25 protein-coding genes and 1 tRNA gene are annotated in these 26755 nt (G+C 40.1%); 15 read left to right on the top strand and 11 right to left on the bottom strand.

The genetic code is table 11. The annotated features are described in order from the left end of the window. The first annotated feature begins 31 nt into the window (after window positions 1-31). The 5 genes from METHO_RS13280 (at window position 32) to METHO_RS06190 (ending at window position 6256) form a co-directional block, all read left to right on the top strand. A complete protein-coding gene (locus METHO_RS13280) occupies window positions 32-2680 on the top strand; it encodes an ATP-binding protein (RefSeq protein ID WP_015324687.1) in 2649 nt (882 codons plus the stop codon). 51 nt (window positions 2681-2731) lie between these two features. Beyond that, the gene (locus METHO_RS06205) at window positions 2732-3781 is read left to right on the top strand and encodes a CobW family GTP-binding protein (protein ID WP_015324686.1); all 1050 of its coding nucleotides are present in this window, start codon (window positions 2732-2734) and stop codon (window positions 3779-3781) included. Window positions 3782-3939: 158 nt separating this feature from the next. Beyond that, window positions 3940-4389 carry an FKBP-type peptidyl-prolyl cis-trans isomerase gene (locus METHO_RS06200; RefSeq protein WP_015324685.1) on the top strand — a complete coding sequence of 150 codons (450 nt, stop codon included), beginning with the start codon at window positions 3940-3942 and terminating at the stop codon, window positions 4387-4389. Between the two features lie 124 nt (window positions 4390-4513). Next, window positions 4514-5455 carry a glycosyltransferase family 2 protein gene (locus METHO_RS06195; RefSeq protein ID WP_015324684.1) on the top strand — a complete coding sequence of 314 codons (942 nt, stop codon included), beginning with the start codon at window positions 4514-4516 and terminating at the stop codon, window positions 5453-5455. 63 nt (window positions 5456-5518) lie between these two features. After that, on the top strand, window positions 5519-6256 hold the full coding sequence (locus METHO_RS06190) for a class I SAM-dependent methyltransferase (RefSeq protein WP_015324683.1): 738 nt from the start codon (window positions 5519-5521) through the stop codon (window positions 6254-6256). On the opposite strand, the gene METHO_RS06185 is transcribed toward METHO_RS06190, so the two are convergent. Beyond that, window positions 6244-7239 (bottom strand): lysylphosphatidylglycerol synthase transmembrane domain-containing protein, encoded by a 996-nt coding sequence (locus METHO_RS06185; protein WP_015324682.1) that lies wholly within the window; start codon window positions 7237-7239, stop codon window positions 6244-6246. The genes METHO_RS06190 and METHO_RS06185 overlap by 13 nt on opposite strands. A gap of 324 nt (window positions 7240-7563) precedes the next feature. On the opposite strand from METHO_RS06185, the gene METHO_RS06180 reads away from it, so the two are divergent. Together METHO_RS06180 and METHO_RS06175 are read left to right on the top strand one after the other, a co-directional pair. After that, window positions 7564-9714, top strand: a complete 2151-nt coding sequence (locus tag METHO_RS06180) for a hypothetical protein (RefSeq protein ID WP_156811049.1) — start codon at window positions 7564-7566, stop codon at window positions 9712-9714. Window positions 9715-9850: 136 nt separating this feature from the next. Continuing rightward, a complete protein-coding gene (locus METHO_RS06175; protein ID WP_015324680.1) occupies window positions 9851-10264 on the top strand; it encodes an HIT family protein in 414 nt (137 codons plus the stop codon). A 2-nt stretch (window positions 10265-10266) separates the two neighbouring features. Here the strand turns inward: METHO_RS06175 and METHO_RS06170 are convergent, their stop codons facing one another. Genes METHO_RS06170 through METHO_RS06145 form a run of 6 tightly spaced genes read right to left on the bottom strand, consistent with a single transcriptional unit; the run spans window position 10267 to window position 17438 of the window. Further along, complete coding sequence (locus METHO_RS06170) at window positions 10267-11517, bottom strand: glycosyltransferase family 4 protein (RefSeq protein WP_015324679.1); 1251 nt, start codon at window positions 11515-11517, stop codon at window positions 10267-10269. Then, window positions 11511-12572 carry a glycosyltransferase gene (locus METHO_RS06165; RefSeq protein WP_015324678.1) on the bottom strand — a complete coding sequence of 354 codons (1062 nt, stop codon included), beginning with the start codon at window positions 12570-12572 and terminating at the stop codon, window positions 11511-11513. The genes METHO_RS06170 and METHO_RS06165 overlap by 7 nt, the downstream gene beginning before the upstream one ends. 1 nt (window position 12573) lies before the next feature. Beyond that, entirely contained in the window at window positions 12574-13755 is a 1182-nt protein-coding gene (locus METHO_RS06160) for a glycosyltransferase family 4 protein (protein ID WP_245546253.1), read from the bottom strand. Between the two features lie 47 nt (window positions 13756-13802). Beyond that, window positions 13803-15428 carry a methionine biosynthesis protein MetW gene (locus METHO_RS06155; protein WP_015324676.1) on the bottom strand — a complete coding sequence of 542 codons (1626 nt, stop codon included), beginning with the start codon at window positions 15426-15428 and terminating at the stop codon, window positions 13803-13805. After that, window positions 15429-16658 (bottom strand): ABC transporter ATP-binding protein, encoded by a 1230-nt coding sequence (locus tag METHO_RS06150; protein WP_015324675.1) that lies wholly within the window; start codon window positions 16656-16658, stop codon window positions 15429-15431. Beyond that, complete coding sequence (locus tag METHO_RS06145; protein WP_048831076.1) at window positions 16659-17438, bottom strand: ABC transporter permease; 780 nt, start codon at window positions 17436-17438, stop codon at window positions 16659-16661. It abuts the gene before it with no gap. A 451-nt stretch (window positions 17439-17889) separates the two neighbouring features. Between METHO_RS06145 and METHO_RS06140 the strand changes: the two genes are divergently transcribed. From METHO_RS06140 to fen, 3 genes are all read left to right on the top strand, one after another. Next, window positions 17890-18948 carry a hypothetical protein gene (locus METHO_RS06140; protein ID WP_015324673.1) on the top strand — a complete coding sequence of 353 codons (1059 nt, stop codon included), beginning with the start codon at window positions 17890-17892 and terminating at the stop codon, window positions 18946-18948. After that, window positions 18948-19775, top strand: a complete 828-nt coding sequence (locus METHO_RS06135; protein ID WP_015324672.1) for a mechanosensitive ion channel family protein — start codon at window positions 18948-18950, stop codon at window positions 19773-19775. The genes METHO_RS06140 and METHO_RS06135 overlap by 1 nt, the downstream gene beginning before the upstream one ends. 82 nt (window positions 19776-19857) lie before the next feature. Next, on the top strand, window positions 19858-20883 hold the full coding sequence (gene fen / locus METHO_RS06130) for a flap endonuclease-1 (RefSeq protein WP_015324671.1): 1026 nt from the start codon (window positions 19858-19860) through the stop codon (window positions 20881-20883). Window positions 20884-20929: 46 nt separating this feature from the next. On the opposite strand, the gene METHO_RS06125 is transcribed toward fen, so the two are convergent. Beyond that, window positions 20930-21193, bottom strand: coding sequence for a hypothetical protein (locus METHO_RS06125; RefSeq protein ID WP_048831075.1), 264 nt, complete (start codon window positions 21191-21193; stop codon window positions 20930-20932). A gap of 415 nt (window positions 21194-21608) precedes the next feature. Then, entirely contained in the window at window positions 21609-21899 is a 291-nt protein-coding gene (locus METHO_RS06120; RefSeq protein ID WP_015324669.1) for a DUF1059 domain-containing protein, read from the bottom strand. 207 nt (window positions 21900-22106) lie between these two features. Between METHO_RS06120 and METHO_RS06115 the strand changes: the two genes are divergently transcribed. The 4 genes from METHO_RS06115 (at window position 22107) to METHO_RS06100 (ending at window position 25163) form a co-directional block, all read left to right on the top strand. Further along, window positions 22107-22358, top strand: coding sequence for an H/ACA ribonucleoprotein complex subunit GAR1 (locus METHO_RS06115; RefSeq protein WP_083885790.1), 252 nt, complete (start codon window positions 22107-22109; stop codon window positions 22356-22358). A 91-nt stretch (window positions 22359-22449) separates the two neighbouring features. Further along, on the top strand, window positions 22450-23463 hold the full coding sequence (locus tag METHO_RS06110) for a transcription initiation factor IIB (RefSeq protein ID WP_015324667.1): 1014 nt from the start codon (window positions 22450-22452) through the stop codon (window positions 23461-23463). A gap of 72 nt (window positions 23464-23535) precedes the next feature. Continuing rightward, window positions 23536-24159 (top strand): LysE family transporter, encoded by a 624-nt coding sequence (locus METHO_RS06105; protein WP_015324666.1) that lies wholly within the window; start codon window positions 23536-23538, stop codon window positions 24157-24159. Next, window positions 24156-25163, top strand: coding sequence for a class I SAM-dependent methyltransferase (locus METHO_RS06100; RefSeq protein WP_015324665.1), 1008 nt, complete (start codon window positions 24156-24158; stop codon window positions 25161-25163). The genes METHO_RS06105 and METHO_RS06100 overlap by 4 nt, the downstream gene beginning before the upstream one ends. 14 nt (window positions 25164-25177) lie before the next feature. On the opposite strand, the gene METHO_RS06095 is transcribed toward METHO_RS06100, so the two are convergent. Then, window positions 25178-25783 (bottom strand): nitroreductase family protein, encoded by a 606-nt coding sequence (locus METHO_RS06095; protein WP_015324664.1) that lies wholly within the window; start codon window positions 25781-25783, stop codon window positions 25178-25180. Window positions 25784-25978: 195 nt separating this feature from the next. Further along, window positions 25979-26239 carry a DUF1648 domain-containing protein gene (locus METHO_RS14390; protein ID WP_048831074.1) on the bottom strand — a complete coding sequence of 87 codons (261 nt, stop codon included), beginning with the start codon at window positions 26237-26239 and terminating at the stop codon, window positions 25979-25981. Between the two features lie 113 nt (window positions 26240-26352). Between METHO_RS14390 and METHO_RS06085 the strand changes: the two genes are divergently transcribed. Continuing rightward, window positions 26353-26424: transfer RNA gene (locus METHO_RS06085), tRNA-Thr, on the top strand. The last annotated feature ends 331 nt before the right edge of the window (window positions 26425-26755 follow it).

Raw genomic sequence — 26755 nt, 5'->3', positions numbered from 1 at the left:
ATTTAATAAAGAGAACGGATTGTAGAGGAAGATGGTACATACAGACATAATGCTGCGGCTGGAACCCCGGGGCCATATAGCTCTGCTCTATGATGCTACTTTTGAGTTAATTGACATAGTGACAAACTATGTGCAAGTTGGTATAGATCATAATAAAAGCTGTGTCATTTATCTGCCGTCAAGGCTGGCAGAAGAATCCATTGATGCCTTTACAGAGGCTGGCATGGATGTATATGACCTCATGATGAAAGGGCAACTGCAGCTAATACCATGCAATATCTCAGGATCTGCTTCAGAACCAATTGATCTTCCGGGATCGGAGGAACTGAAACAAGCCAGTGAGAAAGCAATAAATGCAGGATATACAGGGCTTAGGATTATGTCGTGCCCTGTAGCAATAACTAAGGACGAGTGGCCAGTTTTTTTATCTCATGAAAAAGATGTGCACCAGATAATCAAGGATAATGGTGCTATCCTGATACGTGCTTTTCCATTGGATGCACTTTCAAGTTCCCAGATACTGGATGTACTGGAACTGTATGATGAAGTAATGTTGAAAAAGCAAAGAAGGTGGTCATTCATAAGCACACACCAAGATAAGCATCAGAATAAGGATCAGACAGATGACCAGTGTTCTGAAAAACTTGGCCTTTATAGCAGAATACTTGACAGAATATGGACAGGCTTGTGGGTTATAGATAAAAATGACAGGGTCATCTTCTTTAATCCGGGGATGGAAGCTATTTCCGGACTTTCCGCAGAACAGGTATTCGGAAATGATTTGCTCGATTACGTAAAGGATATGGCTATCGATGCAGGGGAGAATTTCCTAAGCATGTTCCACACAGCAAAGAATACCAGAAAACCTATAACTTATGATCTTTTGCCATTCTTGAACCCGGAGGAAGGCCTGCTGTATCAGAGTGGTGTACTCTACCCTCTTTTTGATAGCTCCGGCAAATATGAAGGTATGGTGGGAACAGTAGAAGATATCACAGAAAGGAAAAGGTCAGAAGAGGCTTTGCTTGCAGCTGAGGAGAAATATCATCTGATATTCGAGAACTCTCCTCTTGGCATATTTCACTTTGATGATAAGGGAACTATCACGCACTGTAACGACATGTTTCTGAAGATCGTGGGTACTGCAAGGGATAAGCTCATAGGTTTCAACATGGTCACCTCCATAGAAGATGAAAAGATGGCTGAGGCTGTGCAGGCAGTACTTTCAAGGCAACTGGGACACTATGAAGGGGAATACAGATCAGTTATAAGCAGTAAGTTAACCTCTATAAAGGCTGATTTTAGTCCCAATATATCTCCCGATGGCAAGCTTCTTGGAGGTATTGGGATATTTGAGGACATCACTGAAAGGAAAAAAGCCGAAGAGGCTTTGAAGCTCGATGAGTTCAGATTGCAGGCTCTGCTGGAGCTAGGTCAGATGAACGATGCTTCTCTGAAGGAAATAGCGGATTTCACTCAGGAGGAGGCAGTAAGGCTAACCCAGAGCAAACTGGGATATCTGGCATTCCTTAACGAGGAGCAGACAGTGTTTTCTATGTATTCATGGTCAAAAAGCTCCTGGTCCAAGAGCGCCATGGAAGAATGTAACCTGGCAGATCTTAATATAGATTATCCGGTGGTATCTATCGGACTATGGGGTGAAGCTATCAGGCAGCGTAAGCCCGTTATCACTAATGATTATGATGCGCCTAATCCATGGAAGAAAGGATATCCCCCAAAACATGTGAAAATAACGAGGCACATGAACATTCCTGTCTTTGATGGCAACAGGATAGTAGCAGTAGCAGGAGTCGGCAATAAGAAAACAGATTATGATGAGGCTGATGTACGTCAGTTGACACTGCTCATGGCTGGCATGTGGCGTCAGGTCCAGCGCAAGAGAGCAGAGGACAGCCTTAAAAAATATGCTGAAGATCTGGCTAAGGCAAATGAGGAGCTTTCAAAGGTCAACGAGGAACTCAAATCCCTGGATCGCATGAAGGATGAGTTCCTTTCCAATGTAAGCCACGAGTTCAAGACCCCCCTCACGTCTATCAGGGGATACAGCCAGCTTATTCTTGACGGGACACTTGGTGATATTAATGACCAGCAAAAAAAAGCTATGGATACTGTTATTCGCAATTCAGACAGGCTGCGGCGTCTTGTGGACTCGCTGCTTTACCTTAGCAGAGCGCAGGTCGGAAGAATGAGTTACTATTTCGAAAAGCTTCAACTTGCGGACATTATCAATAATTGTATCAATGATCTGCTTCTTCAGGCAAAGAACAAGGGTATTATCCTTCGCACAGAGATGGAAGATATCCCGCCGGTCAGAGCAGATAAGGATAAGCTGACGGATGTGCTGACAAATCTCATTGATAATGCTCTTAAGTTCACTTCCGAGGGAGGTCTGGTCATTGTTGCTGCAAGAAAAATCCCCAATGGGGTTCATATAGAGGTTAAGGATACAGGTATAGGCATACCTGCGGATCATATCCCTCATCTGTTCCAGAGATTCTACCAGGTCGATTCTTCGACGAGCAGAAGATATGGAGGTACAGGATTGGGATTATACATCTCCAGGACCATAGTGGAAGCACATGGGGGAAATATCTGGATAGAGAGCGAAGAGGGCATGGGGACCACAGTGCATGTGGAATTGCCTCCATGGCAGGAATAAGAAAATGCTCTATAATGCTTTATACTGTGAAAAAAATGCAAAGGTGTTATAATGAAAGTTATAATCATTGGTGGATTTCTTGGAAGCGGAAAAACGACAACATTGCTCAGCCTTGGAAGACATATGGTGGAAAAGGGCCACAGGGTTGCTATAATAGTAAACGAGATCGGAGAAGTGGGAGTAGATGGAGAAACTTTAGCAGGGTCCGGACTTATTGCAAGGGAGCTTACAAGCGGATGTATCTGCTGTACACTTAAGATCAGCATGGAGTACACACTGCAGACCCTGGAAGAGGAATACGATCCGGATGTTCTGATCATCGAGCCCACTGGTATTGCCCTTCCCTTGCAGATAAAGGAACATGTGGCTTTGATGGAATTACCTGAACTTTCGTTTGCTCCGGTGGTGACTATCGTGGATGCCAGCAGGTTAAATGTGGAACTGTCCCAGGTACCGAAGTTTATAGTGACACAGATAAAGGAAGCTGAGATACTATGTGTGAACAAGATCGATCTTGTGGACAGGGAAACTCTGGTCAGTGTAACCGGGAAGCTAATGGATCTCAATCCGGATGCTCTTATCGTGGAATTCTCTGCCAGACGGGCAGATGCACAGTTCATGAGGTTCATAGACCTGCTGGCAGGAGAGGGAACTGCCCGCCAGGAAGGCGAGAACAGGAATTCCATTGAACTTTCCCAGGTATCTAGTCATTCGGGAAAATATTCCCTTGATACTAAGGATCTGGACAGGGAAGATATGGCAGCTATGATCCTTAAAATACTGGAAGAAGTAAAGGAAAAGATCGAATTGCTCAATCCTTTATTTATAGGTCATGTGAAGATCTCCCTGAGTTTAGGAAAAGATCTGGTCAAAGGCAGTCTGACATCTTCTCAGGGGTATCCTATGGTAGAGCTACTTGAAAGTTCGGGACAGGACCCTAATCAGCTAAAGTTCCTTTCAGCTGTTACACTGCTAAGTAAACCAGACCTGGTACATATAATTGATTCTGCCATCCGCAGCAACCTGGAGAGAAAACATGTGGGATATGAGTCCGCAGATCCGGTAACCGGTCTGATCAATATAAAAGGAACAAGTAAGTGAAATCTTTGCTGCAATTTTTTTTCTTCAAATCTCTTTCTTCTTTTTTTCTTCAATTTTATTGCATGCATTCCTTCTGATAAACAAAATCGCAAAGCATTATAAATGTGCAGGCTCTATAATATATAGATAAGCAAAAGTTGATTTTTTACTCAGAAGGAATGGTATTTTTGGGCGTAAAGCTAGGCGATATAGTTGCGGTAGAGTACGTTGGTACTCTTGATAACGGGGGAATTTTCGACAGCTCTGAAAGTCAGGGTGGTCCTCTGGAGTTCAAGGTTGGTGGCGGTCAGGTATTACAGGGTTTCGAGGAAGCTGTTTTGAATATGGAGATCGGCGATAAAAAGACCATAAGACTTGAACCTTCCAAAGGTTATGGAGAATACAGTAAGAATCTGGTGGAAACTATTCCCAGGGTTTCCATTCCCAATAATGAGAGGTTAACGGAGGAAACCATGCTGCTGGTAAGCCTGCCGGATGGGTCCAAAATGCCAGCCTCTATAACAGCTATCACTGAGGATACTGTGACACTGGACATGAACCATCCACTGGCGGATGAGGTGCTGCATTTTGAAATAAAAGTTGTGGGGATCAGGCTTGCAGCTAATTAGTTATTATATCATGGAAACACTTCAGAAGATTATAATAGATACTTTTAAGACGTATTAATAGTTACCATCAACCGAACTTATGTTTGCCACATTTTTTAGTCATTGAAATAGAAGGAAGCTTTTCATGTCGAAAAAAACGAATCTTTCCATAGTAATTCCGGTTCATAATGAGGAAGAGAATGTAATTTGGTTGCACGAAGCACTCAAGAATATAATTCCTACATTGAATCTGACCTATGAAATTATATTTATAGACGATGGTTCTACTGATAAAACTTTTGAAAAACTTAAGAGTATACAAGACGAGTATCTCAGAATACTGCAATTCCAGCGGAACTATGGAAAAGCTGCAGCTCTTTCTTGTGGTTTTAGAGAAGCGAGGGGAGAATATATCATTACTATGGATGGAGACTTACAGGATGATCCAAAAGAGATCCCACAATTCCTGGTTGCTCTCAAAGAATATGATATGGTCTCCGGTTGGAAATTCGAACGAAAAGACACAATGAGCAAAAGAGCTTTTTCTAAAATATTTAATAAACTAACACAAATATTGACAGGTATAAAAATCCACGACTTTAACTGCGGATATAAAGGATACAGAAGTTATGTTGTGAAAAATATACATGTATATGCGGAATTCCATCGATACATCCCTGTACTTGCACACTGGAAAGGATATACTGTTGGCGAGATCAAAGTTGATCATCATGCAAGAAAGTATGGAAAATCGAAATATGGGATCGAAAGGTTATTAAAAGGATTTCTGGATCTTATTACCGTTACATTTTTAGGGACTTACAAAAAAAGACCTCTTCACATATTTGGTACTGTGGGTTTCCTTCTCTGTCTATCCGGGATACTGATAGGTGGCTATTTATCCTCTTTATGGATCAGAGGTATCAAAATAGGTGACAGGCCTTTGCTAATGCTTGGGATCGTACTTATCGTAACAGGGGTGCAGTTGATCTCTCTTGGATTGATAGGAGAACTGATGACGCACAACAGGAACAATGATGACTACATCATCAAATACGATAGTTTTGAACCGGAAACCGGTCTCTGAAAATATGTATTCTTATAAATAACATCACAAACAACTTAAGGGCTGAACAATAGGATGAGTGGGATGAATTCAAATATAGCAAGTCATCTTGAAAAGATCCATGAGTCTGGAAAAAGAGACTTCAGATGGGAAAATTTGCGTTTACTTGTAAAAAAGTATGTGACAGGTCATTCTGTTCTGGATGCCGGTTGTGGTACCGGGCACATGACTTTAAGCCTGCTCAATGAGGGATATCAAGTTACCGCCATTGATTGTGTTGATGAATTAACTTCATTTACACACAAAATACTTGAACAAAACGATAGAACTGCCAGTCTTCATACTATGGATCTGATGGATGTAAAATCCCTTGGACGCGACGTCTACGATACGATCATTTGTCTTGATGTTCTTGAGCACATAAATGATGACCAAACAGCTTTAAATAATTTAGCCTATACGTTAAAGGAAGAAGCTATCATCATTGTTTCTGTTCCAGCTTTTAGTTTCCTCTATGGAATCCGCGATAAAGAAATAGGACATTACAGGCGATATAACAGGGAGGACCTAGTTAAATTGATTGAAAGTTCCGGATTAACGGTCATGAAAATGAGGTATTGGAATTTTCTGGGATTTCTGCCTGTAATTATCTCTGAAAAAGTGCTGAAAAAACAAATAAATGAAGAATTCAGATATAGAAATAAGGCTCCTTTTTATTATGGTTTCTTAAACAAGTGGTTCTCAACTGTTGAAAACAATGTTAGTTTTCCTGTTGGTCTTTCATTGATCGCCGTATGCAAAAAACCATCCTATAATAAGTGATTCTGTTCATTCCTGAATCTCTTTTTTATCAGCATAGTTCCCCAAATACCCAGAAGAAGGAAATATATCAATATGATCGTATGGTAGATCAGCCCGGAACTGATCGCAACATCCTTTGACAGACCCACTGTTATAAAACCTATAGCCCATCCGCTTTCAAGAGTTCCGAATCCACCAATGCCCTGGATCGGTAAAACAGTTGTAAATATTGCGAAGGAAGTTGCAAAAACCACGAGCATAAAATTCAGATCAATATTCATTGCACGCACAAGAAGGAAATTGAAAGAATACATTAAAAGCCAGATGGTCAGGGAAACCATTATCAATTTGAGCAAAAAAACCTTTTCATAATTCTTGAGCAGCTGAAGCCTCTCTATTGTTCCATCGGTTTTATCCAATAACAAAGAAATGAGATTGATATGATCTAGTTTTAATCGAAAAGCAATAGCTCTGAAAAGTTGAGGCACTTTCTTTCCAAAATGCACAAACATCACGAATAACATGATCAATGACAACATAAAAAATGTTATTATCCATACTAAGTGCATGGTTGCCGGAGTCAGATTCCCAATGGTATAGGTTGCCATCAGAAATAAAACCATTATAGAAACAAAGTCAAGAAAACGTGCGATCAGCAATGATGCTATGCCTTCTTCTATTTTTTTGTAATGGATCTTTTTTAAAAGATAGATATAAGACAATTCTCCTGTTCTTGCCGGGAAAATATTATTTGTCATATTGTGGACACAGACAACTGTAAATAGGTCTCTCAAACTGATCTTCTTTTCCAGGAGCAGGTAAAAGCGCAGAGATCTGAAAAAATAATTGCCTACATACAGCATAAATGCAATTAAGAGATAAAATGGGTCTAGCAGGCCAATTGTATAAAGAATATCGTCAATATCAATTTGTGAATATAATATAAAAAGAAGAGTTAATGAAACAACCATTGCAAAAATGATCCTGATAGCATTTTTATCCATAATTTTATCTCGTTAATCCTTTTTCTACTCTTCCATTATACAAATTTGCCCGGAACAAACTACGGAAACAGATGACCTATTATCTGGCAAGTATATTAGGGTTATCTAGTCATCAAAAATAAACATACCTTTATATATCTCGGTTCTTATCTCTGGTTCAGATACTGATGGTTGATCGGAGGTTTTTTTATTTCTTTCCACTATTTAAGAAAAATAACTCGAGCTCATTATGTTAAGATCATACTTGCCTCAGTGTTATTATTCCTTGTACTTGCAACAATGCATGCTCCAGTCTATCGCTGGGCGGATGCAGGTACTTACTACATGCAAATACAGAGTATATCTAATGACTTTGATATACGCTATGAGTCAAAGGACATTAATAGGGCCTTAGAAGATAATTTCATTCCTGCTGGCATGTTTTTAATAAAAACCGATGATGGGGAATATTATTACGGAAAGGAATTCACATTTGCGATGTTTGCAGTTCCATTCTATAAATTATTCGGGATAAACGGGGTTCTGCTACTTAATGGATTAATGTTTTTCTCAATGATCCTGATCGGTTACCGTTATTTGCAAAAACAAAATGAAGATAAAATTGCACTGGCAATATCCGCACTGTACTTTTTTCTCTCTGCAGCCTTCGTTTATATCTTCTGGCTGCATGCAGAGATCTATAATATGTTCCTTTTAATGAGCGGTATGTTTTTATGGATAACATATTTCAGAAGCAATGATCCTAAATATCTTTTTATTTCTTCTTTTATATTTGGTATTGCAGTTGCAGCAAAAGTCCCAAATATGGTCTTTTTTGTCCCGCTGTTTTTCTATGAATTATATAGCAAAAGGTACCATACTGCTTCTTTGATGGCCATTGTATTTGCACTGCCTCTTGTTGTAGTATATGGTTATTTTTTCATGCACGCAGAAACATTTTCCTTCTATGGTGGGAATAGATTGTATTATGCACAAAATTTCCCATTTGTTGGAGGATATGACAGCGTCAATGAAATTGGCAGGTCACTATTTAGCGTATCTCAAAGCAATATTGATGCTCTGATCAATACTAATAATATCAAGATCATCCCCTACAATTTATTCTACTATTTCTTTGGCAGTTTTACAGGAATGTTCTGGTATTATCCATTTGTACTTCTCTCAGCTATACCCGTTTTAAAATTTGCTTACCATAAAACTAAAAGCAATACTAATAGTAGTAATCGTTATAGCAGTAGTAGTAGTAGTAATACTAATACTAATACTACTACTAATAATCATAATCATAATCATAATCATAATCATAATCATAATCATAATCATAATAATCATAATAATAATAATAATAATAATAATTACACTAACATTAGGCACTTTTCTACAAAAACAAGTGAGATTAAGGATTATATTAATTCCAACACAGATAAGATCCTCATAGCCACAGGAATTGTGCTATACATCTTATTCTTTGCTATAATTGTCGGATACAATTACTGGGGCGGCACTCATGCCGTTGGCAACAGATATTTTTACGTATATCCGTTATTTTTATTTTTGATCCCAAAAGTTAATTTAAAACAGTTGTTGTTAGTTACTTTACTCGCAGGTGTAACCTTAAATCCGGTAATTTTAGATCCTATCGGAAATTCGGCTAATCCCTCGATCCATCAGACCAGTTTTCCATACTCCTATTTACCAATCGAATATACTCAATTGAACTATCTTCCCTTCTGGGAGCGTGACCATATAACAGGAGATCTCAAAGTGTATGCTGTGGATGAGAACAGTAAGTTATCAGAAAATGTTTTTATGATCAATGGCTCTACGAATTTATTACTAAGGTCAGAGAATAAAACGGATGTTATATCAATTGTAATAGGTGCACAGGACAAAGATACTTCAGTCTCCTTAAAACTGGGGAAGCAGGAGTATGATATGGACCTGAAAGAAGATGAAGTGAATTATTTGGTCCTTACGGAAATGAAACCTGTGTATAATGACAAAAAGAGCTATGTTTATAAATTGTCGGTATCTTCCCCGGAAAAAGTATGGATAAGCATTAGTGATAGCAATATTGAAACGGCCAGCAATCCAGTGCTATTATTAAGTAACTGGTATGAAATTGAGGACTGGGGTGGCATACCCACCCGCTGGACTTCAAATAATGCAACAATAGCAATATACTCATCGGAAAATATGAATACATCTCTTGATTTCAGAGCGATCAGCTATGGTAGATCTGTAAATCTTGAGATGTATACGAACGGTCTGTTGGAGCATGGAGTGAATGTATCTTCCACAACATTCAGTGATGTCCAAACAACTTTACATCTTGAAAAGGGAATGAACGTTGTGCGTTTCTATGTACCTGAAGGTTATTTGAGACCTCAGGACGTTGAAAATAGTGTTGATGACAGATATATGAGTGTGGCCTTCCAGAATATTACTTTTGGATCACCTGCAATGGCTGCATGATACTTTCTTGCCTTAATGCAAGCAGCATAAACTGAAAAAACCTAAACTATAACAGAAATATCTGTTTTCTGGCGGGGTATATTGCGTTATATTTATCTTATATGAGTGAGATAAATTTTGATTGAGGCGATGTTACATGGAATGCATTTTTTGCAAGATACTCTCAGGGTCGATTCCATCATATAAAGTTTATGAAGATGATTGCGTGTTTGCTTTCCTTGACGTCTATCCGTGCTCCGAAGGGCATACAATAGTGATGCCGAAAAAGCATATCAGTCTGTTCACTGAAATGCACGAAAAAGATGCATCTGATCTCTTCTGCTCAGTGAATATCATTTCAAAAGCTGTTTCCAGGGCTTTTGGTCTGGATGGCATGAACATCGGTATGAACGTAGGTGAAGTCGCCGGACAAAGTGTACCGCATGTGCATGTCCACATAATTCCCCGTAAGGCAGGAGATAACGGCGGATCAATGCACGATATAGTGGCAACGGATCCGGGTACTGAGAATCTGGCACAGCTTGCAAAGAAGATACAAGAATCGTTCTAAGATCAAATGACCCTTTCGATAAGGTTGAGATACTTTTTCTCAATGGTTTCCCAGCTATAATGCATATCCACAAATTGCCTGCCTTTATCTCCGAGCTGGTCTCTTAAGTGTTCATCAGCAAGTAATAGGTTAAGACATGCGCTGAACTCATCATAGTTCTCGTACCACAGACCGGCATTGCTTCGGATACATTGCCCTTTGAGTACGTCACACTGTCCATTGACCAGAACAGGCTTCCAACAGTACCATGCTTCCAGCAATACCATGGATAAGCTCTCGTATTTAGATGGCATTATAAGTATTTTGGAATTTTTGAGAATATTGTACTTTTCTTCTTCGGATACAAAACCAAGGTAGATAATATCCGGATGTGAAGGTATTTTCATAACAGCTTTTCCCAGTACTACGAGTTTAATGGATGAAGGTTTTTCTTTTTTATACCTTCGGAAAAAGTCAAATAATTCCCCGCATCCCTTGGATTCGTCTATTCTACCCATGTAGGTTATGAAATCCTCTTTAATGATCTCTTTAGGGGAATTACTGCTGTGCGCCTCTTCAGAAAGGGAAACCCCGGAGCCAGCTATATCATAAGGTACATGTCCGTTCCCAAAGTGCCGGATCACAAAATCTTTCTCTTCCTTCGTGTTGTACATTATAGCTCTGGGAATGTGGAATGTCTCGTTAAAGATAGATAGATAAACAGGAGGCTCATCGTGTGCAGCAGGGACCAGGATAGCTTTGTCGGCCACCAGCGGAAGGCCAAAGAAAGTTGTGCAATACAGATACGTGAAAAAGAAGAAAAGATCGTAATCATCCTTACTGTCCCCGATGAACTTAAAAAGTTCAGTAGAGTAAGGGCCTTGCAGTTTCATCCACTCTGTCTCTTCATCAAATGAATGAACTTTGCATAAGACCTTCTCTGAGCATTTGTTAAAACGTTTTAGATCTCTGGGAAAGTCGACAGGAAACCTCTTAACTGATACGCCATTTATGCATGTTTCCCCTGCATCATACTCATTTTTCCATGTAACATAATCGATGGCGCATGTGGTAATGACATTTATATCAAAGTACTTTGAAAGATGTTCGGCCACTTCTCTGCAAAGGTACTCCGCACCGCCGTTGATCTCAAGTCCGTATCTTTGAACTACGAATGCTATCTTATATGGTATTTTCTCTTTATCGCCATTGGAGGAAAGAGCTGTCTTTTTGTTAAGAAGTGCTTCAGGGCCACCGCTCTTTATTTCTAACACTCGTGGATCACCTTATTTAGCTGTTCTCTGAACACATCCATTGTTCTTTTATAAGCGAAGTCCTTTAATCTGATGTTCTGTTTTGCTATTATCCTTTCACGGAGCTTCTCATCTGTAACGACCAAATTGATCATTTCTGCTATTTCAGGATAGCATTTCCTATTGACCAAAATGCCGGCTCCACCCAATGTATAAGGCACAGCTGTTGAACTATAGGCAATTATCGGAACACCAAAATGCATACTTTCGATCAAAGGCACACTGAAACCTTCATGCTCGCTCATGCAAAGGAACATATGTGCAAGCATGTAATAAGATACAAGGTCTGGGAAATCAGCCATCCCTATTATGTGTATATCCTTTATTCCCAATCTTTTTATTAAATTCTGCAACTGATCATAGTAAACTTCACAGCCATTGAACCCGCCAACTAAAAAGAGCCTGGAACGTGGGTTTATGGCCTTGTAATAATAGAAACATTTGATGATGTCTTCCTGTTTTTTATTGGGTGCTGTTCTCCCGACAAAAAGAATATTGGTCCAGCCATCATCATACCTGGTGATCAGTCCTTGGTTATATCTGTCATACTTTTCAAGATCTATGAGCAGGGGAAGTACTCCCGTCCTATTATAACCGATATCTTGCAGCTCTATACGATTGTATTCCGAATCACCCAGAGCCACGTCTATTTTACCGACAAGCTGTTTTAGTTCTTCTTTTCCTTTACTTAGGATCAATGCAAGATTATCATTGACATTATAGAAAAAATGAGGTGGTGTTATGTTATGATACAGGAGTATCTTTCTATCAGGAGCATTCATCACGTACTTTGAAACATCGGAACCTATGGAAAAATGATATATAAGCACATTTTTTTTAGAAGATCTTTTTTTATGTTCGGATAACTGATTTACAGAATTGATTGATTGATGTATGTTCTGTGCAAATATTTCTGATCTGTAACCCCAGTTGCGAAGTATATCCCGTATAACGAACGCTTCATTTCCAATGGCATCGCAGGGAGATATAGTTGGCAGGATCTGATGAATCTCCATTTTAGATCACGCCTAAAAATCTCTTATATTTCTGCACTATGGTATCCCAGCTATAGTTCCTGAGAACATACTCTTTTCCATTCTGAGCCATGATATCACGTTTTCCAGGATTTTGAAGGAAATATTGAAGGCATCCTTCAAATTCATCGTAATTATCGAAATACAATCCACCGTTGCTTTTGATGCAATGGTCTTTAGTTACTGCACAGCCCGCATGCACCAACGCAGGTGTGCCGCACAGCCATGCCTCCATCAATACGATAGAGAAACTCTCATTTATTGAAGGCATGCAGAACAATGTTGCAGCCGCATAAGCATCGAACTTATCCTCCTGGGGAACAAATCCCAGATCTATGATGTCATGCCTATGTTCCTTTGGAATGGCCAGTTCTCCTTTCCCGATTAAGACCAGTTGCAGGTTCCCACCTGCAGACCCTTTGTACTTTGAAAAATATTCTATAAGCAGGGATACATTTTTTCCGGAATCCCTTCTTCCTGCATACAGAAGGAATTCGTTATTTATGCCATATTTATCCCGAAACCTCCGGGCATTATATGAAATATCTGTGTCCATACCTGTACCTATCACAATTTGATGACCTCTTATGTCATAGATCTGGTTTGCAAGTGCTTTCTCAGGTTCAGAATTGTATATCACTGCTTTTGCATCTTGGAACATCTTTTTGAAGACGTCCATATATGCATAGCTTTCATCGTGCAGACAGGGGATCAATATCGATCTCTCAGGATGTATCTGCGAACCGTAGTAGGTGGTTCCGAACATGTATGGAATAAAGAATAAATGATCATAGTCATCAATATGATCTCTGATATATGAGCAAAGAGAATCACTATTGATCATGTTCTCCATGTAGATCTGCTCTTCAGCTGGCGAGATCCTACAATTGTTCATGAGCTTTAAATTGACCTGATCGAATTTTCCGGTATCCCTTTTACGAACGCTGAATCTTCTAACTATGATCCCATTTTCTTTATATGTGCCTTCTGTAAAGTGATTGGTATTCCAGTCACTCAAGAACTGTTTGACACAGGTTGTTAGTATTTCGACATTCATCCCATTCTTTTGCAGGTTCTCGGCAGTTTGCCGACACTCTGTTTCAGCACCGCCTGGAATGTCGCCATACCATGGTATGACAAAAGCTATTTTCATTTTATCAGTCAATGAAGCGCTTACAACTTATAGATAACATATATGATATTCAAACATTTCTATTTTTTTCCTATCATAGCATAATCCTGCGCACCGTAAAGAGTAGTATTTAACATTTCGATGTTCCGGTTGTAAACTTCAATCTGATACTTTTCCGTATCATTTGCCACTTCACTTGTCACAAGCTTCTGCAACCTCAGAGAGTCGGGTACCGGAGATGAAAATACGGTTTTTATCTCCCGAAAACCTGTGGATTCAAAGAGGAACCTTAAAGTTTCGGGATGAACAGGCTTGATGTGTGTAAGGTCAATGTAGAAATTTGCAAAAGATGAAAAAGAAAGTGGATTGACAGTCTCTGCAATGAGATAGAATCCGTACTTCATCTTTTTGAAACATAAATCCAGTAATCTGATAAGGTACGAAGGTTCCAGATGCTCTACAACCTGATCTATGAATATGCCATCAAGGCTTGCATCGTCCAGCTTCTCCATATACTCGAACGCGTCATCAAGCTGCACCTCAAGACCCTTTGCATGACAGTAATCTACCATGGTTTCATCAAGATCCACTCCACGGGCTCCTATCCCGTGTTCACGCATGGTCTGAAGGAATTCCCCTCTGCCACAACCAATGTCCAGCACATTCTTACATCCTTCGAAATAACGGAGAAAAGCAGTCTGCCGCTGAGCGACATCCTCCCGTGCTCCCCGGAATTTATCCTCAAAAACAAAATAATTCACACCGCTGTCCAGCTGAGGTGGTTTTAAAAGCTTCTCCGCCTGTGAGATCCCCTGCAAGTTCCTCTTATCAAGGACTTGTGCAAGCCATGCCTTTTTCTCTATATCCATGTCCATTGCTGCAATGAATGAACTTATCATGGCTTCGTTATCTTTTTTCATTTCAGTTCTTAGTCTGGAAAGAGAATTTTCCATATCAGTTCTAAGCGGGTCGACCATTTCAGTTCTTAGTTTAGAAAGAGAATTTTCCATATCAGTTCTAAGCGGGTCGACCATTTCAGTTCTTAGTTTAGAAAGAGAGTTTTCCATATCAGCTCTAAGCTGATCGACCAGTTCACACATCTTGGTATTGAGAATTGTCTCATCTTTGGTCTCCTGCTTCAGGGCTTCTATCTTATCTTCGATATCCAATAGTCTTTCATCGGTTTCGCTCTGCAGATCCAATAATCTCTCATAATTTTCTTTAGTTATCTGTTGCAGATTTTTCGATCGAGAAGAGTGCTGGCATTTGGTTTCACCAATTACATTTTCCATACTTGAAAGCCTATAGACTGCATCATTGAGAATTTTTGCAGCATATTGGTTAAAAGTTGTCTGCTTAAAGACCATTGGATCCACATATCTTCGGACTTCTCCATGTACCAGTTTTCTGCTTTTGGTGAGAGGTATCCCTACAATAGGACGGTGGGAACTAATTATATAACTGTTATTTTGAATATCACAATTGATTTTAAGGTTAAGGAGGTCATCGGCGATCTCCCCTTTTATCTCTCCTATTGCACATTTTTTGTCCCCTGTCGAATGCTTGGATGCGGCATCAAGTTCAGGCGGATAAGTTCCGTGTGCTTTCCGTTTGCTGATATTCTCCCTTATCTTGTTCATGATCTCTTCAACATTAACTTCTTCATCATGTATTTCGAAAGTATCCATAAATATCAGTCCCACCATTCATATTATCCATTTACAAGGCACATTGAATATACCTGCATCCCTGCTTGTAGGTATCACATCAAAATGATATAGTTTATCATGCCAGTCATAAGGTTCATGTCTACGACTATGTATGGCAACAGTTAATAGAAATCTTCCAGAGAGCAGAGAGATACTCTCTATTTTCAGATCTATATGGCCTTGACCTTCGACAGAATCAATTTCTATCTCCTTCAGTTCTGTATTGGTTCCATAGACATTCTCTCCTTTTTCTGAATACAAGGCAATGCCAAAAACAGGATCAAACACTTTTTTATGAGCATGATACATGATCCTTATGGTCATTGCATCAAAGGAGTTGAATCTGTTACTCAAATTACCAAATTTATCATAGAGTTCTACATTGCTTATCTCTATTTTTTGATCGCCCCACCGTGAGCAAGCAACCGGCGGCTGCTCATCGGTAAGAATAACAGGGTCGTTTTCAACTACGCAGCTGACAGGTTCTGAAATGCTTTTATCCTGATCTCCATACACATACCTATCGATCACTTCAGCTGTACTTCCTAAAGCGATCTGTTCGCCCTTATGCAGTAATAATGTTCTGTCACAGAACCTTCTGACAGCACCCAGGTCGTGGGACACAAACACGATAGTTACTCCTTCTTTACGGTAGTTGTTCAGCACATCGAGGCATTTCTGCTGAAAATCCATATCACCCACTGCGAGCACTTCATCCATAAGTAAGATCTCAGGGTCGGTCTGGATAGCGGTAGAAAAAGCAAGCCTTACCTGCATTCCGGAAGAAAAGTTCTTTAATTTGGCATCCCTGAATTTCTCAAGTCCTGCGAATTCTAAAATGTCATCTGTCCTTGATCTGATGTCATGCTTGGACATTCCCATTATAGTACCATAGGTCTTTATGTTTTCCACAGCTGTCATATCTGACTGGAAACCAACACCAAGTTCAAGGAAGGGTGTGACTCTTTTGCGGATATGCACTTCACCGGAGGAAGGATAAAGGATACCAGCAATTATCTTTAGCAGAGTGCTTTTACCGCTTCCGTTCTCTCCAATAATGCCAAAGAATTCACCTTCTTTCACATCAAAGTTAATGTCTTTTAAAGCGTTGAACACTTCATATGATTCAGGCTTGAACATGCCTGTAAGTGTTTCGAAAAGTGTGGTGCGTTTTTCATGAGGAATCCGGAATGATTTTTCCAGCTCCTGCACTTTTATCACAGACATTCATATCTCCTCCGCAAAACGGGGCTCGATCTTATTGAAAATCGCATATCCTATAATAAGGAAAATGATGGATGCTACGCCCATGAATATCATATCCCCTGTTTGCATGGGTGATGCATAGATGATTGTTTCTCTTGCAGCAATGATCACCCTTGCAAACGGGTTCAGAAGCACTATGCTTCGCAGATTTTCAGGAAAGACTTCTAATGTATACAAAATGGGAGTTGCAAAGTAACCTGCCTGCAGAAATACAGCCCAGATGAACTGCACATCCCGATAAAGCACATTAAGAGCTGCTAAAGCCAGAGAAAGACCAGTAGACAGGATAAAGAGGCAGATCAATATAATTGGAGCCTGCAGTATGTACACTGACAATGGTACCTTAAAATAGATCATGAACAACACAAATACCAGGGATTCAAAAACACTCATAAGCAATGCTGTCAGGCATGCTGAGATCACAAATATGTCTCTGGGAAAATATATCTTTTTAATCATACCTGGCTTTCCAACGATGCAATTCATCCCAATGGTCGTTGCACGGCTAAGAAAGTTCCAAATGATGATACCCAGTAACAGAAAAAGCTGGTAATTCTCTATCTGCATTTTCATAATGTGAGAAAACACATAATAGAGGACAGTAAGCATGAGCAAAGGTTCCAGGAGTGACCAGAAATACCCTAAAACAGAGTTCTTGTACCTCATTTTGAACTCACTCCAAGCTAATTGCCATATCAATTGTCTGTAAGCATATAGAGTTGTAATGTGTTTGACCGACATTTTCCATCCATTGGGCAGTTTATAGAACAATTCGCTATTAACTGCTTTATTTAAAAATCTGTCAATAGGTAATACTTTCATTATATAAAGTTTTGGTCCATGAGCTCTAATATTCATGAGACCATCAAGTTAGCTCATTATTTCTGCCCTTTATTAATTTGTTTTTTAAATATTTGCGAATTCCCTTTCCTGAATGTACATGTAATATTATAGCTTCTGCGGTTATGCAGCAATCACAACAGGAAAGCTTCTTTCAGGAGTTATCTATTTTTCATGTGGTACTATTTGCATTACATTCATATTCACAAAGGGTCAACTTATCAAGGAGTATTTATAATTGTATTACTTTCTTTTTTTACAGTTCATTTTATACGTTCTGTATATTTATGTTCTGTATAGTTTTCCGAGGGTAACAGAACAATAATAACACTAAAACATTGGTTGAATATTTATGGATTCATCAAATGAACAAGATTCTGTGAAGAGGTTAATATTTGGTATGGACGAACAGATCGCAGCCATTCAAAAAGCTATCTCTGATTTTGAAGACGGCCAACGGGTCAACATCGCCATACTTGCATTACCCTATGCAGGTAAATCTGAACTGGTAGATGAGATAGTCAAAATGCATCCGCATGAGGTGACAAAGGTCACCTTTTCATCTATAATTGATAATAAGGACCATATCCCTCTGCTCGGAGACCCCAATAAGATAATGATATTTGACAATTGTCATTATCTGTATATGAGAAAGATCGGTGGATTCGATGTTATCGAAGAGTTCCTGAATGTGATGCTTTCATCTGATGAAAGACTTTACATAACTACATGGAACATTCACTCCTGGAATTATCTCCATCGTGTATTGGATATAGGCAGGTATTTTCCAGTGCAGGTCCATATCCCATTGCTGAACTCCGCGGACATGAAAGAGTTCCTGCTCTCAACATATGATGAAGGCGAAATACAATTTGTGAATGATATTCATGTAAAGGAAGAAAAAATATTCCAGGTGACTAAAATACCTATAGCTCAACAAATAACACACGGTAAGGTCAATCTATACAGTCTGCATATAAATTATGTGGCTCTTAGGACACTTCTTTTTAATAGGACTCCCAGTGAAACTGCAGAATCCATCATTTTCAACGAAATCACAAAAATATCACGGGGTAATCCTGGTGTTGCAAAGAAGATCTGGAACAAATGGCTGGAGTATCCTACAATAAAAACAAGTAGTACAAAAAATATTGTTCCAACTGATATAGAGCTTGATAGTACCGGCAGGTTTGTTCTCTACATCATACTGTCAATGGGTTATATTAAAAAGGAAGAATTGAAAAACATACTATATTTGAGCTGTAATGCAGATGATATGATGATCAGCAGATTATTGTTCGAAATGCTCTCTCAGAAACTTATCCTGGAAAAAGATGAATATTATAGCATACTACCTGAAAAACTACATGTTGTGGTCAAATACCTGGAGAATATAAGGCTGGTGTGGTAATGGCTGAAAGCGATGTTGTTACAATGATCACGGAATTTGAAAATATAAATCCAGATACTGTGTTTTCATCCTTTGTCATCATAATACTTGCCCTTTTTATTTCTAAAATTGTGACATTTATACTGACAAAGTTTTCAGAGATGTCGTGGAAGTACAGGCTACATTTAAAGACTATAATACCCCTCTCTAAAATCCTTATTTACTCATTGGCGATATATTACATCTCAACATCTGTATTTGAACTTTCGTTCAATCAACTAGCATTATTTAGTGGTCTTATTGGTGCTGCAATTGGTTTTGGCCTGCGGAACTTTTTTGAGGATATTGTGGCAGGAGTGGCGATCGTAATGGAAAAAACATATCAGGTTGGAGACAGGATCCAGATGGGTGACTATTATGGAGAGGTCAAGGAGATAGGCCTCAGAGCTACCCGTCTTGTAACTCCTGATGACAGTCTCGTATCGGCTCCGAACAATCTGGTGTTCACAAAAAGTGTGGCAAGCGGCAATTCAGGCAGTTCAGAAATGATGGCAACGCTGGATATTTACATTGAGAACGATTCTGATGTAGACCTGGCAATGAAGATATTGAGGGAAGCAGTCGTTACTTCAAGATATGTATATATATCCCCAACAAGACCTGTTGTCATCCTCCTGAACGACTATCCCTTCTACAAAGGTTTGAAGGCAAGGTCATATGTGAATGATCTCAGGGATGAATTCGTATTCAGATCCGATGTAACCCGGAGAACCTGGAACGAATTCTATAAAAGAGGCATAAAACCTCCAAAAGCACATATCATGAACTATGAGAACACAGCAGGATGATCACATGGATATACAGCGAATTTGTTTAGGCAATAGCGCTAAAACCGGGGAGATCATTTAGAACAAATATCAGAAGGTCGTTATGGGTACTCAAATTGGTTCATTGCTCACAAAAAATCCTACAACTTACGAGGAACTGGCAGGTAAAGTGATAGCTATCGATGCATACAATACGATCTATCAGTTCCTTAGTGCCATCCGACAAAAGAATGGCTCTTTATTAACTGACGCTTCAGGTAACCCTACTTCCCATCTTACCGGACTGTTCTCACGGACCTGCAAACTAAGAGATGCCAATATCAAACCCATTTTCATATTTGATGGCAAACCACCGCAAATGAAAGAACGTACACTGGAGAAACGCAAGGAGTGTAAACAGCTTGCAGCCCGTAATTATGAGATCGCAAGAGAGGGGGGTGATCTGGAGGGTATGAAGAAATTCGCTCAGGGAACTTCCTGTATCACACCTCATATACTGAAGGAATCAAAAAAGCTCCTTGAACTTATGGGCATTCCATGGATGCAGGCTGAATCCGAAGCAGAGGCCCAGGCAGCGTTCATGACGTTGCGCGGGGATGCTGATCTTGTAGGATCACAGGACTATGACGCTTTTCTTTTCGGAGCCAAGAATGTTGTGCGTAATCTGGGGAGCACAGGCAAACGAAAACTCCCCGGAAAGGCTGCATATGTTCCAAAGAACCCGGAACATATTTCCCTTGCAAATTCCCTGGGACAGCTGAACATCACACGTGAACAACTTATCGATGTTGCCATCTGTATCGGCACAGATTTCAATGAAGGTATACATCGGGTGGGTCCGAAGACCGCGCTTAAGCTCATTCTCAGGCACAGGGATATTAACACGCTGCTCAGGGAAGAGAAAAAAGAGATCAATACATGTGTTTCTGTAGAGGAGATAAGGGATTTCTTTATGAACCCTCCGGTAACAACCGATTATACCCTCAGATGGAAAAAGCCGAGGTCAGATGAATTATTTGAATTCCTGGTCAAAAAACATAGTTTTTCTGAAAAACAGATCATAAAGAATACTGGGATCCTGGAAAACAAAGCCAGAGGTGAATCCCAGTCCTGCCTTGGAGATTGGTAAAGGCATCTCCCTGAAGATTATTATGTGCATTACTTTTATCCTGTACTTATGTGAGGTGATAAGCGATCTTTACAGCATTTAGAGCAATATAAGCGATCAAAGCTAAGAAAAGAGCTATTATTATAAGAACTACAATTATCAGCATCAAGCCAAGAACCAATGCTGCAGGCCACCACAATGGTGCAAACACCCACAACCATTCTACATCCATGTATCCCTTAGCTTTAGCTACAACTAAGGCTATTGTTATCAGTCCTGTAAATTCAATACTCTCTTTCCTAATAACGTTTTGCAAAACAACATGTGTCATGATACACACATTTTCCTTTTTTGAACTCATACCCTGATTTGGAGTATGCATTCTTGTTTAATGATTTATAGTATATTTTTACATATATAAGTTGCCACACCTTTATTTATGACAATAAAGTTATTTTTTATTATAAAGTTATTTTTTACTAATTAGAGTAACAGTGTACCTAAAACAGAAAATATTTTGAAAAGCTTTTATAGTGGGATCTATGGTATGTGATGAAAACAGTTTATTGATATGTTGGATAAGAATATGGGATCATATTTTCCGGCATTCTAGAACCGTATTTTTATGTACATTAAAAATATAAAGCCCTTCTATTTCCACTGGAACTCTAAATGGAAGCTACGAAAATCACTTCCACGCTTTAAATCTGAGGCTTGCAACTTCAATAGTGCATTAATTAGGTATTTCAGAGGCCTTTGTGGAAATTGCGGATCCGGTACAATGTGTTACAAGCGTTACTATCATAATCCTCCCCTGGTTTTTCCAGATGCCCGCAACCGCAGCTTCTGCCCAGAAAAGTTGATACACGATGCTTGAGCTGATGCAGATCATAATCCGACATGTCTTTGATCATGTCCTTGTGTTCCGTTTCAATATGATCCCACATGGTCTTTTCAACCTCATCCAGATCATAGCCATGGGCCATGAAGTTACAGGAGAGGCCTATATCACTGCATTTTATGATCCTCATTTTCATAGGGAATACCTCATTATATCAAGATAAATGTAATTTAAGTGATGGCATATAAATTGTTAATGATGTTATTTTGGGTGCCTATCTGGTTATACTCTTTCAGTATTATATCTAGGGACCAGGTTCGTATTTAAGTAGTGCGAAAAGTATATATACAACATAGCTGCATTCTATCAGCTGAGAGAAAAAAATATATAGTTAATGAGGGATATGAAAAGACTTGGAACAGTGCTTCACGCTTTTGGGAATGGAACTCTTATCATTCAAGGAGATGATAAGGCGCCCAAAGGGGAAAAGCCTCACGTGAATTCTTCTGTGATGGACAAAACTGTCAAGAGGATTGGCAAGGTCACCAACTATTTTGGTCCTGTGGCAAATCCATATTATACTGTGAAACTTGACAGGAAAGTCAATACTTTGGAAGCTCGGCATTATTTGAATGAACGTCTATATGTCCAATGATTGGAACATATAAAAATCTAATGTTGGGTTTTTACCAATAGTCACACAATTGCATTTCAAGTTCGTCATTAGTATCTTCAAGGTGAATAATATGGTCGAAGTCGAAAGGGTACGGTATTCAGACACTTCTGAAAGAGAAAAAATACGTGCAATGATAAAAGCACGTAAAGAGAAAGAACAAAATGCAGAAGTTGAGAATGCAACGGTCCAGTGTCCGGAATGCGGTAGCCGCAATCTCGTGCAGGACTATGAAAGAGCTGAACTTGTGTGTTCTGAATGTGGTCTTGTAGTGGATGCGGAATTCGTGGATGAAGGACCTGAGTGGCGTGCTTTCGATCACGACCAGAGAATGAAACGCTCCCGTGTGGGCGCACCCATGACATATACCATACATGACAAGGGTCTGTCCACAATGATCGACTGGAGGAACCGCGATTCTTATGGAAAATCTATTTCCTCCAAGAACAGGGCACAGCTTTACAGGTTAAGGAAATGGCAGCGCAGGATAAGAGTCAGTAACGCCACTGAAAGGAACCTGGCCTTTGCGTTATCAGAGCTTGATAGGATGGCATCGGCTCTTGGTCTTCCCAGAACGGTGCGTGAAACAGCTGCTGTCGTGTACAGAAAAGCAGTTGACAAGAACCTTATCCGTGGAAGAAGTATTGAAGGTGTGGCCGCAGCTGCCTTATATGCAGCATGTCGCCAGTGCAGTGTGCCAAGGACACTTGATGAGATCGGAGAGGTTTCAAGGGTCAGCAGGAAAGAGATCGGGAGGACCTATAGGTTCATTTCCAGAGAACTTTCCCTTAAATTAATGCCCACTTCACCCATCGATTATGTCCCAAGGTTCTGCTCAGGCCTTAATCTTAAAGGTGAGGTGCAGTCCAAGGGAGTGGAGATTCTGCGGCAGGCTTCCGAGAAAGAGCTTACCAGCGGTCGAGGGCCAACAGGTGTAGCTGCAGCTGCAATCTATATCGCATCTATTCTCTGTGGTGAGAGAAGGACCCAGAGAGAAGTCGCAGATGTAGCAGGCGTTACCGAGGTCACTATCCGCAACAGGTACAAAGAACTGGCCGAAGAGCTGGACATAGAGATCATTCTCTAAGAACACAAGCCTGTGGAAAGGTTTTTACCTTTCTTTCTCTTTTTGTGCTAAAGCACATAGGCAAAGTGGACAATGTTCGAACTTATAGAGATTCTTACCATAGGTTTTGCAGTTGGTCTTTCTGGCGCACTTGTACCTGGACCGATGTTATTTGCTACTATAGATAGTTCTATGAAGAATGGCTGGACCTCTGGGCCGAAGATGGTACTGGGTCATGCAATGCTCGAATTTGTCATTTGCATTCTCATCGTTCTTGGTATGCCTTCTCTCGTATTTGAGAAGGAAATATCTATAATATCTCTAATTGGAGGTGCAGTGCTCATCCTTTTTGGCATATCGACCATAAAAAATGCCCGCAAGGCAGCGCTATCAAAAGGTGGAGAAACAAACAGCGTTTCTGCAAGCCCTGTAACAGCAGGATTTATCACTTCTGTATCAAATCCTTATTTCTGGGTATGGTGGTTTGCAGCAGGCAGTGCGTTTGTGCTCAAAGGTCTTGAGATAAGCCTGCTGGCTGCCGGGTTATTTATATTCGGGCACTGGATAGCGGATCTTAGCTGGTTCAGTATAGTGTCTGCATCTTTTAGCAAGGGTAAGGCACTAATGTCTTCAAAGACCTATGAGATTGTGCTCCTTTCATGTGGAGTATTCCTCATTTTCTTTGGCTCAGGGTTTGCCCTGGGGGTGCTGATATGAACAGGCAATGTATTCGGGTTGACAAGAAAAAAGGTGAACATGTCCGGAAACTCCTTATGGAAAAAGGATTACTGGATACTTCAGTACGCATTGCTTCAGATGATTCCTGCATATATATTCCTCTTATCCCTGCCGCGAACGCCACTGATTTGTCACTGGAAGATGCACTGGTCACTGAACGTGAGTTCGTGATGCATGAAAGGCCAGCTACTCTGGAACATATGCTGGGCTACACACCCAGATATGAAGTAATAGGTAGCATAGCCCTGCTGGAATCCGGGGAAACGGACCTTGAGAGGGCAGCAGATGCATTGCTGCAGGCAAACCCGCATATCAAAACTGTGCTGGCGGCATTATCCCCCGTGGAGGGAGAATTCCGCACCCGCAGGTTCATATTCATCAAGGGCGAAAACACGACACATACGGTTCACAAAGAATATGGTTGCAGGTATGCTGTTGACATGGAGAAAGCGTATTTTACTCCCCGACTTGCCACGGAACGCTCCAGGATACTGGAACAGGTACGGGAAGGGGAGGTGATCACAGACATGTTCGCAGGTGTAGGGCCTTTCAGCATCCTTATCGCGAAGAACCGGCCTTCATGCCGTGTTGTAGCCATTGACAAAAATCCGGAAGCTGTTAAGTTCCTCAGGCACAACATCGCTCTTAATGCGGTCAGCAATGTGGAGGCTATCGAAGGGGATGCAAAGGCAGAGGTCCGGAACTATGCAGGGATAGCAGACCATGTCATCATGAACCTGCCACATACTGCTCAGGAATTCCTGGATGCGGCCATGGTTGTTGCAAAGCCCGGAACTGTGATCCATTACTACGACATCACACCTGAGGATGACCTGTACTCCTCTTCCCTTGCTCACATAGAAGCCGCCGCACAAAGGGCCGGTTTTGGTATTGAGCCCATTGCCACGCGTATCGTGCGCTCTTATTCTCCACATCAATTCAACGTCTGCATCGAAGTAAGAATTCAAGGCCGAGGGCGATGATTATTTTCGATCCCTCACTTTTCATCAAACTTACCTTCAAAGATCAGTTCATTGAGTTTCATTCTATCAGAGGGAAATTCTCTTATCCTGTCTTTTTCTTCTAAATTGCCGATCTTACCAGGCATTCCTATTGCTACCATGACATCTACATAGTATTCTTCGGGAATCCCTAATGCTTCAGCAGCCTTATTCTCATCAAAACCCGCAAATGGGTGAACAACCAACCCCAGATTAGTTGCCTGCAATTGCAAATTCTCAAAGGCTGAACCAGCTGAGAATGAATGTGTCCTGTTTTCTGCATCATATTTTGTAAATCTGATTTTTGAAATGATCACCATAAGAACTGCAGCATTCTTGCACCATCTTTTATTGCCTTCTGCAACCAGATCAAAGAACACATCCCAGTACTTTGTTCCCTTTTTTGCATAAATGAATCTCCATGGCTGCTCATTGCTGGCGCTTGGTGCCCATCTTGCAGCCTCGAATAAACGCATGAGGTCCTTATCAGGAACAGACTGTCCTGACATTGCTCTTGGAGACCATCTCCTGACGAATAACTCATCAATGTTAATTTCCGGCTTTCTGTATTGATGCACATCTATTTCTGTTGAAATTGTCATTTAATTCACCTTGTTCCCCTTATTAAATCCTGCTATGATATGTGAATCATCACATATAGCTTGTTTGAGGTGCACAGCAACAGAGGGCATGAAGTTCCTTAGCAGGATATAAGTTACCTTTTTTCAAGTATCAGGATTGTTTCAGCCATAGAATCGCTTATAAGTCTTTTTATGTAAGCAAATACAGATACAAGCTCAAGTTTGAGTATTGTGATCATGTTGCGCGTATAGTAATAGGCACATAAGTAGATAGAGGCACAGGCAGAAAAGAACAGGGAACAATATCATGTTTTTGTTGCTCCAGCTGTCTATTTGGCCCTGAAAGTTGAAATGTGAGGGTATTTGCTCAGGGATCATATCCCAATTGATTATCACATAGGCAAATAAGGATAGCAGAATAACAAGTGTAAACGCCTCGACTATATTTGTGTCTTTGTGTATTTTTGCTTCACCCATCTATTCTTAAACATACTCTGTAATAATAATTGATGTTTGGTTCATTAATAATAACGGTCACTACAGGTTGAGCGAAATTATTAAATTCTTATGTAATCTTTAGAGACACAATTGCCTCTGTGGCTTAGCGGTATAGCGGCTGATTCGTAATCAGCAGGTCGAGGGTTCAAATCCCTCCGGGGGCTATCGGTTTTTTTATGTACAAAGCCTGCTTTTCTATTTTATTATTTGTTGTTAGAGCTTATAGCTTTTTCGCCTTAAGACTATTTCTTCTTTCATTGTCAACCATTTAAGGATATATTAGTGCAACTGTCTATAACCAATTTAAGATATCATGATTGATTATTCTTCAAGGTCGCGCACCTGCAACTGTTGGAAGCGCGCATTATTTGAACAAAGTACAGCAGGCTAAGGATGAATATCGAAGGATTCTGGGGGAATTTTGTTTTTGAATTAACTCGCATTATATACTGTCTCTCTCACTCTTAGAAATAATAGAAAAGCACATATAGTTTA

This window comes from Methanomethylovorans hollandica DSM 15978 (assembly GCF_000328665.1).
Taxonomy (GTDB): Archaea; Halobacteriota; Methanosarcinia; order Methanosarcinales; family Methanosarcinaceae; genus Methanomethylovorans; species Methanomethylovorans hollandica.
Note: the sequence above shows the minus strand (reverse complement) of the source record. Positions and strands in the feature narration are given on the sequence as shown.